This window comes from Stutzerimonas sp. Brlt_14 (genome assembly GCF_051948915.1).
GTDB lineage: Bacteria > Pseudomonadota > Gammaproteobacteria > Pseudomonadales > Pseudomonadaceae > Stutzerimonas > Stutzerimonas stutzeri.
In genome coordinates this window covers 307,284-320,023 of the sequence record NZ_JAYJLM010000003.1, presented here as the reverse complement: position 1 = coordinate 320,023, position 12,740 = coordinate 307,284, and the positions used below count along the sequence as shown (strand labels likewise).

The 12,740-nt window shown below is 67.3% G+C and carries 14 protein-coding genes; 6 read left to right on the top strand and 8 right to left on the bottom strand.

Translation table 11 applies throughout. From position 1 onward, the window contains the following. The first annotated feature begins 142 nt into the window (after positions 1-142). Together VF716_RS08630 and VF716_RS08625 are read left to right on the top strand one after the other, a co-directional pair. Positions 143-436: a GNAT family N-acetyltransferase gene (locus VF716_RS08630; protein ID WP_013984482.1), complete on the top strand. Its 294-nt coding sequence runs from the start codon at positions 143-145 to the stop codon at positions 434-436. A 92-nt stretch (positions 437-528) separates the two neighbouring features. Beyond that, complete coding sequence (locus VF716_RS08625) at positions 529-933, top strand: hypothetical protein (protein ID WP_013984481.1); 405 nt, start codon at positions 529-531, stop codon at positions 931-933. Between the two features lie 123 nt (positions 934-1,056). Here VF716_RS08625 and VF716_RS08620 read toward each other — a convergent pair whose 3' ends face one another. Then, positions 1,057-2,874 carry a bifunctional metallophosphatase/5'-nucleotidase gene (locus tag VF716_RS08620; RefSeq protein ID WP_440552502.1) on the bottom strand — a complete coding sequence of 606 codons (1,818 nt, stop codon included), beginning with the start codon at positions 2,872-2,874 and terminating at the stop codon, positions 1,057-1,059. 226 nt (positions 2,875-3,100) lie between these two features. On the opposite strand from VF716_RS08620, the gene VF716_RS08615 reads away from it, so the two are divergent. After that, on the top strand, positions 3,101-3,604 hold the full coding sequence (locus tag VF716_RS08615; protein ID WP_011915140.1) for a DUF4126 family protein: 504 nt from the start codon (positions 3,101-3,103) through the stop codon (positions 3,602-3,604). Between the two features lie 55 nt (positions 3,605-3,659). Here VF716_RS08615 and VF716_RS08610 read toward each other — a convergent pair whose 3' ends face one another. From VF716_RS08610 to yghU, 3 genes are all read right to left on the bottom strand, one after another. Next, complete coding sequence (locus VF716_RS08610; RefSeq protein WP_011915139.1) at positions 3,660-4,052, bottom strand: hypothetical protein; 393 nt, start codon at positions 4,050-4,052, stop codon at positions 3,660-3,662. A gap of 178 nt (positions 4,053-4,230) precedes the next feature. After that, complete coding sequence (locus VF716_RS08605) at positions 4,231-5,061, bottom strand: hypothetical protein (RefSeq protein WP_440552500.1); 831 nt, start codon at positions 5,059-5,061, stop codon at positions 4,231-4,233. A gap of 234 nt (positions 5,062-5,295) precedes the next feature. Then, on the bottom strand, positions 5,296-6,138 hold the full coding sequence (gene yghU, locus VF716_RS08600) for a glutathione-dependent disulfide-bond oxidoreductase (RefSeq protein ID WP_019405986.1): 843 nt from the start codon (positions 6,136-6,138) through the stop codon (positions 5,296-5,298). A 254-nt stretch (positions 6,139-6,392) separates the two neighbouring features. Between yghU and VF716_RS08595 the strand changes: the two genes are divergently transcribed. Continuing rightward, positions 6,393-6,608 (top strand): dodecin, encoded by a 216-nt coding sequence (locus tag VF716_RS08595; RefSeq protein ID WP_011915136.1) that lies wholly within the window; start codon positions 6,393-6,395, stop codon positions 6,606-6,608. A 51-nt stretch (positions 6,609-6,659) separates the two neighbouring features. Here the strand turns inward: VF716_RS08595 and VF716_RS08590 are convergent, their stop codons facing one another. The 4 genes from VF716_RS08590 to VF716_RS08575 all read right to left on the bottom strand — a co-directional run bounded on the left by VF716_RS08590 (position 6,660) and on the right by VF716_RS08575 (position 10,148). Beyond that, positions 6,660-8,024, bottom strand: coding sequence for a cation:proton antiporter (locus VF716_RS08590; RefSeq protein WP_017244211.1), 1,365 nt, complete (start codon positions 8,022-8,024; stop codon positions 6,660-6,662). A gap of 120 nt (positions 8,025-8,144) precedes the next feature. Beyond that, positions 8,145-9,143: an LLM class flavin-dependent oxidoreductase gene (locus VF716_RS08585; protein WP_017244210.1), complete on the bottom strand. Its 999-nt coding sequence runs from the start codon at positions 9,141-9,143 to the stop codon at positions 8,145-8,147. Between the two features lie 73 nt (positions 9,144-9,216). After that, entirely contained in the window at positions 9,217-9,630 is a 414-nt protein-coding gene (locus tag VF716_RS08580; RefSeq protein WP_045159487.1) for a PA0061/PA0062 family lipoprotein, read from the bottom strand. Positions 9,631-9,722: 92 nt separating this feature from the next. Continuing rightward, positions 9,723-10,148: a PA0061/PA0062 family lipoprotein gene (locus VF716_RS08575; RefSeq protein ID WP_013984473.1), complete on the bottom strand. Its 426-nt coding sequence runs from the start codon at positions 10,146-10,148 to the stop codon at positions 9,723-9,725. 144 nt (positions 10,149-10,292) lie between these two features. Here VF716_RS08575 and VF716_RS08570 point away from each other — a divergent pair, with 144 nt between their 5' ends. Both VF716_RS08570 and VF716_RS08565 read left to right on the top strand, forming a co-directional pair. Beyond that, the gene (locus VF716_RS08570; protein ID WP_125851010.1) at positions 10,293-11,351 is read left to right on the top strand and encodes an aminopeptidase; all 1,059 of its coding nucleotides are present in this window, start codon (positions 10,293-10,295) and stop codon (positions 11,349-11,351) included. A gap of 215 nt (positions 11,352-11,566) precedes the next feature. Next, positions 11,567-12,736 (top strand): hypothetical protein, encoded by a 1,170-nt coding sequence (locus VF716_RS08565; RefSeq protein ID WP_014598099.1) that lies wholly within the window; start codon positions 11,567-11,569, stop codon positions 12,734-12,736. The last annotated feature ends 4 nt before the right edge of the window (positions 12,737-12,740 follow it).

Genomic DNA, 12,740 nt, shown 5'->3' with positions numbered 1-12,740 from the left:
TTTCATACCCGGCCCGAGCCTACTTGCGGCCCACCTTGGGCGACTCGGCGCAGGGCGTTTCGTCGTCGATCCATCTGAACCCTCCCACACTGCGTCCACTCGTACCTCTAGCCACAGCCAAAGAACCGAGAGGGAATCTGCCATGACCGATAAACAAGCCAGCGTCCGCCACGATGCTGCGCAGCAGCGCTATGAACTGCTGGTGGAGGGCCAGCCACTCGGCTTCGCTGCGTACAGCGAGCAGGGCGAGCGGATGGTCTTCACCCATACCGAGGTCGACCCCAGCCTGTCCGGGCAGGGGCTGGGTAGCGTGCTGGCCAAGGGCGCGCTGGACGATGCACGGCGGCGCGGCAAGCGCGTGGTGCCGCAGTGCGAGTTCATCGCCAGGTACATCGAGCGCCACGAGGAATGGCAGGACCTGGTCGATCCGCTCTGAGGTCGATATGCAGCGGCGGGCTTCAGCCCGCCAACGGTCGCGACCGGGGTGATGGTCGTGGTGTGCCGCCTGGCTTAGCAGAGGGCAATCGCGTGGATGGTCGAGAGTTTGTCTGGGCGCATTTCAAGCTCAATGCCGAGCAGCGCCTGCGGGGCTTCAACTTCTTCGTGGTGCTGGCGATCTTTGCCGATGGCGGTGTGCTGGCGGCCCTGCAGCAGGGCTTCTCGCCGGGGCTGCTGATTCTGCTGGGCGCCTTCACCGTCTTGCTGGCGCAGGTGTTCTGGCTGGTGGACGCGCGCAGCCGGCAACTGCTGGAGCTGACCATCGTCGCACTCAAGGAGATGGAGGCCGACTATCCCGAGAGTTACCGGCTGTTCGCCGCCGATGCGCTGGGGCAGAGCCGGGTGATCAGCTACACCTTCGCCATCCGCGCACTGCTGCTGGCGCAGATGGGCTTCGGCCTGGGTGTGGTCGGCTACGGACTCTGGCAATGGTGATGGCGCCGCGCGACCTGTGGCGGGTCACGCGGCGATGGCGCGGTAGCTCGTTGCAGCTACGCGGGGGATGGCGGGTGGGCTGACGCCCGGCCCTACGGGGTGTCGGCCTCGTTTGTTCCGGCTTCAATCCACCCGCTGGATACGCCCCTCGACGCTGGCGCTGAACGGTTGCGGCAGGGCTTCGATGTAGCCCACCAGCGCATCCAGATCCACCGGGCCGACGACGCGGTTCTGGCCTTCGTTGAGGATGGTGAAGTTGTCGCCGCCGCCGGCCAGGAAGGAGTTCACCGTGACGCGATAGGTTGCCGCCGGGTTGATGGGGGCGCCGCTGGCGTCGCGCATTTCGATCACGCGGTTGCCCTCGGGGCGGTTCGCGGCCCAGCTGTACAGGATGCCGGAAGGCTTGAGCAGACGCGGGTAGCTCTGGCCGATCCACTGCTGTTCGAGCAGGGTCTTGATCTGCGCGCCGGTGAGGTCCATCGAGACCAGGTCGTTGGCGAACGGCTGGATGGCGAACAGTTCGCCCCAGGTCACTTCGCCGCCGTCGAGATCCGCGCGGATGCCGCCCGGGTTCATGAAGCTGATCTGCGCATCGGTGGCCACGCGCTGGGCGTCGGCAATCAGGTTGCCCAGTGCGGATTCACCGGCGGGTGTCTCGGTGCGGGTGATGGCCCCTTGCGCCAGGCCGACCACCCGCGCCACCAGCGGCTCGACGCGGGCATCGGCCTGGGCCACCAGCGCGGCGACTTGCGGGTCCGGCGTGAGGCCTGCGCCCTGGTCGGCCCAGGTGGTGGGGATCGCAGCGGATTTTTCGACGACGTCGCGGCTGCGGCGGCTGACCAGAAGCTCGATGTCGGCATAGGCGGTGCCCGCCGAGAAGGCCTGCGTCACCAGGATCGGCTTGCCGTTGGCGTTGGGTAGCAGCGCGTTGGTGAAGCCGTGGGCATGGCCGGAGATGACCACGTCCACCTCGTCATCCAGGCGCTTGACGATATCGACCACCGGGCCGACCACGGTGTCCGCCTCGGCGTTGGTCGGGCCGTTGTAGCTGGTCTGCTGGCCGCCCTGGTGCAGCGCGACGATGATGGCGCGCACGCCCTGGCGGCGCAGTTGTGCCACCGAACGGTTGATGGCGGCCGCTTCGTCGATGAAGCGCAGGCCGGCCACGCCGCTGGGCGAGACGATGGAGGGGGTTTCCTTCAGCGCGGCGCCGATCACGCCGATGCGTACGCCGCCGGCGTTGTAGATGGTGTGCGGCGGCAACAGCGATCGGCCGCTCGACTGATTGATGACGTTGCTCGACACCGTGGGGTAGCGCGCGCCCTGCCAGTTCTCTTCGAGGTAGGGACCATTGGCATGGTTGCCACCGGTGAGCTGGCGCAGCAGCTCATTCTTGCCATAGTCGAACTCGTGGTTGCCAAGGGTGCCGACCACGTTGCAGCGCTGCTGGGCGAGGGGCTGGGCGCTGCGGGGCAGCTTCATCTGCCAGCTGAACGGACGGCAGAACGGATTGGCCAGCAGATTGAGCAGGCTGATCGCTGGTTCGTCGCGTAGCAGGGCGGAGTTGGGTGGCGAGGCGCCGACCTGGTCGCCGTCGTGAACGATGAGGGTGTACTCGCGGCTGGCCGATCTGAGGTAGGACGCCAGCACCGCCGCGCCGCCTGCCGGCCTCCCGGCAACGGTGCGCGGCGACAGCTGACCGTGGAAGTCGTTGATGCCGAGGATGTTCACCGACACCACCGGCTCGGGGCGCCAATTCGGTGCGCGCCAGCGGCGTCGCTCGCTGGCCTGCTGCCGGGCCTGCAGTCCTTCCTGGCGCTCCTCGCGGTAGTCCTGCTCGGTGGAACCGTGCTCGGGCTGATTCTGGGTCTGGGCCAGCGTTGGGGCGGCAAGGCCGATCAGGCCTGCGGCGAACAACCAATCCAATACGCGCATACGCATTGTTGTTTTCCTCGGGTGCGGTGGGATGGGCAGGGACCGAAACTAGGAAGCTCAGGTGGCAGGTTGATGACGGCCGGTTTGCGTTATGACGAGCGCCGACGTGCGGCTTCGTAGCGAAGTGCCATGTCTGTCGCGTCCTGGTGTCGCCCGTCGATGCCCGGCAGATGGCGCCGAACGCCTGCTGCCCAAGGCCGGTCGGTATTAGCAACCACCGGGAGATCTGACGATGTCGACTTCGAGCAATCTGATATGGGCCGCGCTGGCGATCGGGGCGGTGACGGGCATGCGCAGCATGCTGGCGCCGACGCTGGTCAGCCGGGCGTTGAGCGAGCGCGATGATCTTGCCGGGGCGGGGGAGGCCGCGCAGTTGCTCACATCGGATACGGCGCAGACCTTCCTGCCAGTGCTCGCGGCCAGCGAGATGATCGGCGACAAGATGCCCTTCGCGCCGGACCGCACCATCGTGCCGTCGATGATGTTCCGCGCGCTTTCCGGCGGTGCGAGTGCGGCGGCGCTGGCGGGTGTGCGCCGCGAGCCCGTGCTGCTGCCCGCGTTGCTCGGTGCGACGGCGGCGCTGGTCGCCGCCAGGGTCGGGCTGGGTCTGCGCAAGCCGTATCAGCCCAGGCCGCTGGTCAATGCCGCGCTGGGTGCAGTCGAGGAGTGCCTGGCGTTGACGGTTGGTCGAGCCGGGCTGCGGCGCGCATTGGGAGACGGCCGGGGCGAACGTTGAGGCGTGCGAAAGGTGGAAACGGCGCTGCCGTTCCCCCCTGGGCGTTTGCCGGGCCTCAGTCGGCGCGGCGGCCGGGCTTGTGCGGGTTGCTGCCTAGCAGACGCGTGTTCGCATCCGGGTAGCGATAGGCAAAGAGGGCGTGCTGCTTGGCCAGTTCGGCCTGCATGGCTTGCTGCTCGTGGGCGGGCAGCTTGGCCAGGTATTTCCGGATGATGGCGTACTTGGCGAACATCAGTTCGTCGAAGGCTTCCTGCTGTTCGATCTCGTACGCTCTGGCGCGGCGCTCGCGCAGTGCGGCCTGGTCGGTGTGCATGTTGCCGCCCTCGTGCAATACGAACGCACGCTGCGAATCGCCTTCGGTCTGCTCCATGGCAAGCCGGGCGGCCCAGGCAGTCGGGACGAAGGATAGACAGAGCAGCAGGCAGACAGTGGTTCTCGGCGCAAGCATGGCGCGGCCCTCGGCAAACACGCGGCCGACGGGCCGCTCGAGGTGCAGATTACGCCAGCCCCGAGCTGCGCTTCACTCACGCTGGCTGATGCCAATCGCCGCAGGGTGGCAGCGGCGACGACAGGGTGGGCTGCAGCCCACCCACGCCGTTCCTCGCTCACGCCTGGCGACGACCGCTTCAGCTCGGTCGCTGGATCACGCAGATCCGGTCACGGCACAGCCCGGCTTCGCGCGTGCCGACGCCGGGCGCGATCTCCGGCGCATCGCTGTTGCTGCCGTGGCCGGTGATGCCGGCACCGGTCGGGTGGCTGGTGGCGGTGGTTTCCGGGTAGTCGGTGCCGGCGCGCTTGGCCGCGCTGCCGATGTCGTAGCGCCCGGTGTCGGCGGTGTTGCTGTCGTGGTAGGCGCTGGGGGTGGAGGCGTGGGCACCGACTTCGGCCGCAGCGCCGGTGCCGGCGTTGTCACCGAAGCGTTCGCTGGCCGAGTGCAGGCCGGCGCCGGTGGTGGCGCCCGTCGTGCCGCTTGTGGGTCGGATGAAGTGCTTGTCCAGGTGGCTGTCGCCGCCGGTGGCGCCGGCGTAGGGGCTGCTGGGGCCGGGATAACCGTCTGCGGTGTCGCTGCCGCCGTGCTCGTCGATATCGATAGCGCCGTTGTACTCCAGCGCATCCCGCGCCCTGGCCAGCTGGTCCTCGTCGACCACGTCCACCGCTATCACCAGGGCGCCGCGGCGTACCGCGTCGGGATAGGCGGTCGCGTAATGACGGTGTTGTTCATGGGGCTCGTGGCCGAACAGCGATTTGAAGAAGTGCGCGACCTTCGATTCGTGCTCATGGCGGTCCACCGGGACGTCCGGGCTGGTGCCGTAGGGTGCGTCGTAGGCATGGATATCGGCGCTTTCGGCGCCCACCGCATGGATCTGCTCGCGGGGAATGCCCCGCGCCATCAGGTCGCCGCGGGTGCGATTGGCATCGGTCAGCGTGGCGAACGCTGCTACCAGTGTGTGTTTCATGGTTCACCTCACGTTGTGTCGAACAACCGGGTTTGCGAGCACGGCGGGGCATCGGCCAACGCGGCGCTCATAGAGGTTGGGTCGAGGCGTACCGGCAGAGTTCAGCGGCGGGGATCAGCGGTCGGCGCTGAGGGAGAGGGCGTGCGCGCGTCCGGCGCATGTGGAACAGGCAGGCCGTTGCTGACCTGCACACCGATGCGGGTGGGCGACGCCGCGCCACCCGCAGGGAAGTGATCAGTCGAGGTCGGCGGCGCTGTGACGCTCGGGCGCCTGTTCGGATTCGTCGCCCCAGGTGCGGTTGACCTTGCGTCCGCGGATGACCGCCGGGCGCTCGGCAATCTCGCGGGCCCAGCGCTGCACATGCTGGTACTCGTGCACCGAGAGGAACTCGCCGGCGCCGTACAGCTCGCCCAGCACCAGCCCGCCGTACCAGGGCCAGATGGCCATGTCGGCGATGCTGTAGTCGTCGCCGGCCACGTAGCGATGCTCCGCCAGCTGACGGTCGAGCACGTCGAGCTGACGCTTGACCTCCATGGCGTAGCGGTTGATCGGGTATTCGTATTTTTCCGGTGCGTAGGCGTAGAAGTGGCCGAAGCCGCCGCCGAGGAAGGGCGCCGATCCCATCTGCCAGAACAGCCAGTTCAGCGTCTCGGTGCGTGCACGGACCTCGGTCGGCAGAAAGGCGCCGAACTTCTCGGCGAGGTAGACCAGGATCGAGCCGGATTCGAACACCCGCAACGGCTCGCCGTCGATGCTGCGGTCCACCAGCGCGGGGATCTTCGAGTTCGGGTTGATCTCGACGAAGCCGCTGCCGAACTGGTCGCCTTCGCCGATGTTGATCAGCCAGGCGTCGTATTCGGCACCGCGGTGACCGAGGGCGAGCAGCTCCTCGAGCATGATGTTCACCTTCACCCCGTTGGGCGTGGCCAGCGAATAGAGCTGCAGCGGGTGCTGGCCCACCGGAAGCGCCTTCTCCTCGCGCGCACCGGCGGTCGGTGCGTTGATGCTGGCGAACTTGCCGCCCGACGGGGCGTCGTGGGTCCAGACCTTCGGCGGTACGTAGGGGGTATCAGGCATGGCGATCTCCTCGAACGGGAAACGGGGGATGTGCCGGGCATGCTACGCGCTCTGCCGGCATGGTCGAAATCGAGCCGGTCGATATTGGTCATCGACGGAGGATGATTCGTTCGTCGTGAAGGCGCGGGCGAGCCCTCGGTTTACCGGTCCGATCTGGCCGTTTCGCTGAACTTCCGCGCTGCTTCGCGGGCCTCAGTCAGACAGGAAGCGTCATCAATCGAGCCGGAGGCTCCTCAGACCAGAAGGGGACATTCATGTCGGATCATCACACCTACAAGAAGGTTGAAATCGTCGGTTCCTCGCGTAACAGCGTCGACGAGGCAATTCAGAACGGTATCGCCGAGGCCTCCAAGTCGCTGCAGAACGTCGAGTGGTTCGAGGTCGGCGAAATCCGCGGCCATGTCGAGAACGGCAAGGTCGGGCATTTCCAGGTCACCATGAAGGTCGGCTTCCGCCTCGCCAACAGCTGACCTGCCTGCAGGCGACCCGCGGCTGGCCAGTCGGCCGCGCGGGATGGCGTCTCAACCGTGGCGGGTAGGCGCCTGGCCACGGCTGCGTTCGTAGCGCCGCAGCAGCGGCTGGGTGCTGAGGCCGTGGATCAGGATGCTCAGCGCCACCACCGAGATCACCAGGGAAATGATCACTTCCGTCTCGTCCGGCAGCAGCCCGTGGGTGACCGCGTAGCTCAGGTAGTAGAGGCTGCCGATGCCGCGGATGCCGAACCAGCCTACCGTCAGGCACTGGCCACGATCCAGGTAGCGCCGTGGCATCAGCAGCCAGACGGCGAGCGGGCGGATCAGCAGGAACAGCGCCAGCGCCAGGGGTATCGCCCGCCAGTCCCAGTGCACCGAGACCAGCACGCCGAGCATGGTCACCAGCAGCACTTCCAGGCTGCGTTCCATCTGCCCGCCGAAGGTCAGGATGTCGCCCATCATCACCCCGGCGGCGACCTTGGGCTCGGCGATCTTCTGACCTTCCAGCGGCAGTTCCCGTGGCGACAGTCCGCCTTCGACCAGGTGCGGCACGGCGTGGGCGATCAGCTCTTCGGAGGGCGTGTCCGATTCGTGGGCGGCGTCCTTTTCCGCATGGCGCAGGCCGAGGCCGGCGGCGAACACCGCGAGAAAGCCCCAGGCACCGATCAGCTCGGCGCCGACGTAGGCAAGCGCGATCAGCGCCAGGGCGAGGGAGTCGTTGGGTGACATGGAGGTGTCGGCGTGCCGCGCGCGCAGGTAGATCGCCAGCTTGCCGATCAGCCGCCCGAGCAGGTAACCGAAGCCCAGGCCCGCCGGCACCGCCCACAGCAACCGGTGCAAGGCCCAGTCGCCGACCCAGCCGGACGACAGGCTGCCCTGTTCGATCAGCAGCAGGCCGAAGACGACGAAGGGAAAGGCGGTGCCGTCGTTGAAGCCGGCCTCGCCGGACAGCCCGTAGCGCACGTGGTCGCTGTCACGCGAGTTGTTGACCTGCACCAGGCTGGCGAGCACCGGGTCGGTGGGCGCGAGGATGGCGCCGATCAGCACGGCGATGCCCCAGGGCAGCCCGAAGAGGTAATGGCAGAACGCGGCGACCCCGGCGATGCAGGCCAGCATCACCGGGCCGGCCAGCACGTAGGCGCTCTTCCAGGCCGGGTGGCGCAGCGGCATGCGCAGCTTCAGGCCGCTGACGAACAGCGACACCAGCACGGCGATTTCGGTGAGGTGCTCCATCCAGCTGGCGATGTGCAGGAATTCCATTTCCCACAGGCCGACGCCGAGCTGGCCGATCAGTAGGCCGAAGCCCAGGTAGATCAGCGAGGTGGTGACCGGCAGCCAGCGCAGATAGGCCGATGCCAGCGCGAGGATCAGCAACAGGATGCCGAGAACGGCCATCCATTCGAGAAAGCTCATGGGGGATTCCGATGGCGGGGCGTGCAGTGCCCGGAGGCTGTGTAGCCATTGGAACGGAGGCCGGCGGCAGGGTTCGCCGCCGGCACCGAGGCAGGCCGCCGCCGGTCAGGTCGCGGGCGGTTACGCGCGCAGGCCGGCGACGATCTCGAAGGCGCGGTGGCGGTCGGCGGTCTCGTAGAGGTCGCAGGTGAAGATCAGCTCGTCGGCCTGGGTCTGCTCCAGCAACACGTCGAGGCGCGCGCGCACCTTTTCCGGGCCGCCGATCAGCGCGAGGCCGAGAAAATCGCCCACGGCCTGCTGCTCGTGGGGCAGCCACAGACCGTGCATGCTCTCCACCGGCGGGCGCAGCACCAGGGACTGACCGCGGATCAGCGAGAGGATGCGCTGGTAGACGCTGGTGGCCAGGTGTTCGGCCTGCTCGTCACTGTCGGCGGCGATCAGCGGCACGCCGAGCATCACGTAGGGTTTGTCGAGCACGGCCGAAGGCTGGAAGTTGTCGCGGTAGAGCCTGATCGCCTGATGCATGTAGCGCGGCGCGAAGTGCGAGGCGAAGGCATAGGGCAGACCCTTGGCGGCGGCCAGCTGAGCGCTGAACAGGCTCGAACCGAGCAGCCAGATCGGCACGTTGCTGTCCACCCCGGGCATGGCGATCACGCGCTGATTGGGCTGCCGCGGGCCGAGCAGCAGCTCCAGTTCCTCGACATCCTGCGGAAAGTCGTCGGCACTGCCCATACGGTCGCGGCGCAGGGCGTGGGCGGTGAACTGGTCGGCGCCCGGTGCACGGCCAAGGCCCAGGTCGATGCGGCCGGGATACAGCGCCTCCAGCGTGCCGAACTGTTCGGCGATCACCAGCGGCGCATGGTTGGGCAGCATCACCCCGCCGGCACCGAGGCGGATGCGCGTGGTGTTGGCCGCCAGATAACCGATCAGCACGGCGGTGGCGGCGCTGGCGATGCCGTCCATGTTGTGGTGTTCGGCGACCCAGAAACGCTGGAAGCCGAGCCCTTCCACGTGCCGCGCCAGCGCCAGCGCGTTGTGCAGCGCCTGGGCCGGCGTGCCGTCGTCACGGATCGGTGCCAGGTCGAGGGCGGAAAAGCGGGTCTGGGCAATGCGGGACATCGGTAACCTCATGCGGATGGCGGACCTGGACGCGCGCGTTCAGGTTCGGTCGGTTGGCGCTGGCGTGCCGGCTCTAGCGGCAGTGCTCGGCCTTGGCTTCGACCAGCACGTTGCGCTCCTCGTCGAGCAGCCAGCCCTGCGGCGTGAAGCCCAGCGAGCGGGCCTGGAACAGGTAGCGCTTGCCCGCTTCGAACTGGTCGTAGCGCACCACCATGGTGCAGCGCATGGTCTGGGTTTCGGCGAACAGGTTTGGCCCGCCGCCACTGACTTCGAATTCATAGTTGGCTTCGAGTTCATGGCTGCCCGGCGGAACCTGGAAGTAGCGGCCGTCGTGGGTGCGCTTGCCATCCAGGCGATCGGACATGAATACATCGATGGTCTGCGCGCGCAGGTCGACCCAGGCCATGTTCGGGTCGTGTTGCGGCAGGGGCCCGGCACAGCCCGCCAGAAGCAGGCTGAACAGAGCGAGGGAAAGTGGCTGGCGCATGGCTGGATTTCCTCGGCGGCTGGGCGAGGGGCTCTCGGCGCCTCACCTCTACTGCCGAGCGTGCGCCAGATGGCGGCGCATTTCAACGCGGCTCAGCGGCCGGCGAGGTCGCCGCAGCCCTTTTCCTCGGCACGGGCCAGCACGTACTGGTGCTGGTCATAGAGCTTGGCCCAGGGGCGGAAGCCGTAGCCTCCGGCCACCAGGCGATAGCGCGCGCCGGCGGTGAACTGGTCGTATTCCAGGGTCAGCTTGCAGTCGCGGGCCAGCGAGCTGCTGCCGGGGCCGATGTTGGCGCCGTCGACGTCGAAGCGGTAGCGCATCTCCAGGCGGCGGCTGCCGGGCGGGACCTGGAAGAAGCGGTCGTCGTCCAGTGTCCTGCCGTCCACGGCCACGGCCTGCAGCGTGGTTTGGCCGTTCGGGTCGAGGTCGACCCAGGCCTGTTGCGGGTCGGGCTTGGGCATCCAGGACGAGCAGCCAGCGAGGAGGGCGATCAACGGGACAAGAACGAAACCGCGCATGTGAGAAGCTCCGGCCGCAACCATCCGGCCCGGTGAGAAATCGAAGTGGAGGCGCATGCTGCCGCGGTTGCATTGCACGGCAGGGCCTTTGTAGGGTGCGCCAAGCGCGCCGGCGCCAGCCCCGACCACCGACCGGTTCATCCGATGACCAAGCCCAACGCCGCCTTGATCGACAGCCGCACCCTGCGCTGGGTTCCCCTGCTGCTTGCCGTCTGTCTGAATGGCTGCGCCTATTACACCCAGCTGGCGGTCGGCCAGGTCGAGCTGCTGCGCCAGCGGGAAGCGATCGAGACGCTGCTGGCCGACGAGTCGCGCGATCCGGCGCTGCGCCGGCGCCTGGCTGGGGTGCTCGAGGCGCGGGGCTTCGCCAGCACCGCGCTGGGCCTGCCGGACAACCGCAGCTATCGCGTCTACGCCGATATCCAGCGGCCCTATGTGGTGTGGAACCTGTTCGCCACCGAGGCCTATTCGGTCAAGCCGGTGGAACATTGCTTCCCGATCGCCGGCTGCGTCGCCTATCGCGGCTACTTCCGCCAGGGCGCCGCCCGCGGCGAGGCGGCGCGCCTGCGCATGGCCGGGCTGGACACCCACGTCGCCGGCGTCGAGGCCTATTCCACCCTCGGCTGGTTCGCCGACCCGCTGCTCAGTTCGATGCTGCGGCGCAACGACGAGCAGCTGGCCGCGCTGGTGTTCCACGAACTGGCGCACCAGCAGCTGTACCTGCCCGGCGATACGGCGTTCAACGAGTCCTATGCCACCTTCGTCGAGCGCGAAGGGCTGCGGCAGTGGCGCGCCAGTCGAGGCCTCGCCGAACCGGACGAGCAGGGTCGCGAGCGTTATAGGCAGCTGGTGCAACTGCTGCTCGACACCCGCGAGCGTCTTGCCTCGCTGTATGCCTCGGGGCGGCCGGCGGCGGAACTGGAGGGCCTCAAACAGGCCGAGTTCGCTGCGCTGCGCCAGCGCTATCGCACCCTACGTGATGGTTCGTGGGGTGGCGACGCGCGTTTCGACCGCTGGTTCGCCCAGCCGCTGAACAATGCCACCCTGGTGCCGTTCGGCCTGTACGACCGCTGGGTGCCGGCCTTCGCCGCGCTGTTCGACGCGAATGGGCGCGACTGGGAACGTTTCCACGAGGCGGTCGCGGCACTGGCCAAACGCCCTGCCGACGAGCGGGAACAGGCGCTTACGCAACTGGCCGAGTGAACAAGCGAAACGGCGCGCCCGGCAACCGCGCGGGTTACGTCGTCTGATGCCCTGTGTTTCGAAAATCTGCAATTTACCGTTCATCGGCTGCGATCTGGTGACCCGCTGAACGGCGCGAATCATTATTCAGCCCCTCCGGTCCCCTCTATAGGTCGCGCAATTTTCACGCGGCGATCCCCCTATGCCTGATTCCCACGCATAACAACGGAGGCTCCATGGAGACCATTTCCGGAATTCTCGACAACAAAGGCACGCCACTGGAGAAGCAGAAATTCACATGGAAGGAAATGGCCGGCAAGCCGATCAGCAAGCTCGATGATGATGCGTTTACCCGTGTGCGCATCATCCTCATGAACGGCGTCGAGACCGACGCCCTGCGCCTCAAGCACGGCATTGCGCGCTTCAACAAGGAGCTGCGCCTGCCGCTGGCCGAGATCCGCCGCGTCGAGCAACACCAGGCAACCATGGTCAACTGGCTGATCGGCGCCGACCACTCGCCACTGGAAACCACTGTGGCCTACGAGCAGGTGGCCATCGAGGTGACCGCCGCCGTGGCGCAGAACGAGCCTGACCCCTACCAGGCGCAGACCTATCGCTTCGGCCTGCTGGAAGACTTCGATCACCTGTACCGCTACTCGGCGATGCTCGATCGCCTCGAGGGCAAGGATGCCAACAACATCCTGCAGGGCTATACCGACATCGTGCCCGGGCGGAAAACATCGGAGCACCATCGTCATCCGGAAAACGACATCCGGGACAACTACGAGAAGGACTCCGCCGCGCTCATCACCAAGATCCACGCAGCGCTGATCACCGGCGCGGAATACCAGACCCACGACTACTACATGAACATCGGCCCGCTGTTCGCCGACCCGCTGGCGCGCCAGCTGTATGCCGAGATCGCCTCGGTGGAAGAGCAGCACGTGACCCAGTACGGCTCGCTCTCCGACCCCAGCGAAAGCCATATGGAGAAGTGGCTGGTGCACGAGGCGATGGAGGTCTACATGTACGCCAGCTGCGCCGAGCAGGAGACCAACCCGCGCATCAAGGCCATGTGGGAGCGCTTCCTCGACTATGAGCTGGGCCACCTGAATGTCGCCTGCGAATGGTTCAAGAAGCTCGAAGGCCGCGACCCGGCCGAGGTGCTCGCCGGCCCGCTGCCGAAGATGGTCGAGTTCAAGAGCCAGCGCGATTTCGTGCGCCAGGTGCTGGCCGCCGAGGTCAACCTGCGTACCGCCGGCCCCGCCTACGTGGACAAGGCCAAGGAGCCGCAGTCCTCGCTGGATTACCGCAACCACCTCGCCTCGGAAGGGCTCGCCTCGGACATCGTCTCGGCGGGCTACCAGTGGGCGCCGGGTGGCGAACTGATGCGCAAGGCTTCCTGAGGAG

What these genes read in the sequence shown, in the direction of transcription:
- VF716_RS08565 (WP_014598099.1), top strand. Translation starts at nt 11,567, where the DNA reads ATGGAGACCATTTCCGGAATTCTCGACAACAAAGGCACGCCACTGGAG.
- VF716_RS08570 (WP_125851010.1), top strand. Translation starts at nt 10,293, where the DNA reads ATGACCAAGCCCAACGCCGCCTTGATCGACAGCCGCACCCTGCGCTGG.
- VF716_RS08590 (WP_017244211.1), bottom strand. Translation starts at nt 8,024, where the DNA reads ATGAGCTTTCTCGAATGGATGGCCGTTCTCGGCATCCTGTTGCTGATC.
- VF716_RS08620 (WP_440552502.1), bottom strand. Translation starts at nt 2,874, where the DNA reads ATGCGTATGCGCGTATTGGATTGGTTGTTCGCCGCAGGCCTGATCGGC.
- VF716_RS08630 (WP_013984482.1), top strand. Translation starts at nt 143, where the DNA reads ATGACCGATAAACAAGCCAGCGTCCGCCACGATGCTGCGCAGCAGCGC.
- VF716_RS08585 (WP_017244210.1), bottom strand. Translation starts at nt 9,143, where the DNA reads ATGTCCCGCATTGCCCAGACCCGCTTTTCCGCCCTCGACCTGGCACCG.
- VF716_RS08615 (WP_011915140.1), top strand. Translation starts at nt 3,101, where the DNA reads ATGTCGACTTCGAGCAATCTGATATGGGCCGCGCTGGCGATCGGGGCG.
- VF716_RS08605 (WP_440552500.1), bottom strand. Translation starts at nt 5,061, where the DNA reads ATGAAACACACACTGGTAGCAGCGTTCGCCACGCTGACCGATGCCAAT.
- VF716_RS08575 (WP_013984473.1), bottom strand. Translation starts at nt 10,148, where the DNA reads ATGCGCGGTTTCGTTCTTGTCCCGTTGATCGCCCTCCTCGCTGGCTGC.
- VF716_RS08610 (WP_011915139.1), bottom strand. Translation starts at nt 4,052, where the DNA reads ATGCTTGCGCCGAGAACCACTGTCTGCCTGCTGCTCTGTCTATCCTTC.
- yghU (WP_019405986.1), bottom strand. Translation starts at nt 6,138, where the DNA reads ATGCCTGATACCCCCTACGTACCGCCGAAGGTCTGGACCCACGACGCC.
- VF716_RS08595 (WP_011915136.1), top strand. Translation starts at nt 6,393, where the DNA reads ATGTCGGATCATCACACCTACAAGAAGGTTGAAATCGTCGGTTCCTCG.
- VF716_RS08580 (WP_045159487.1), bottom strand. Translation starts at nt 9,630, where the DNA reads ATGCGCCAGCCACTTTCCCTCGCTCTGTTCAGCCTGCTTCTGGCGGGC.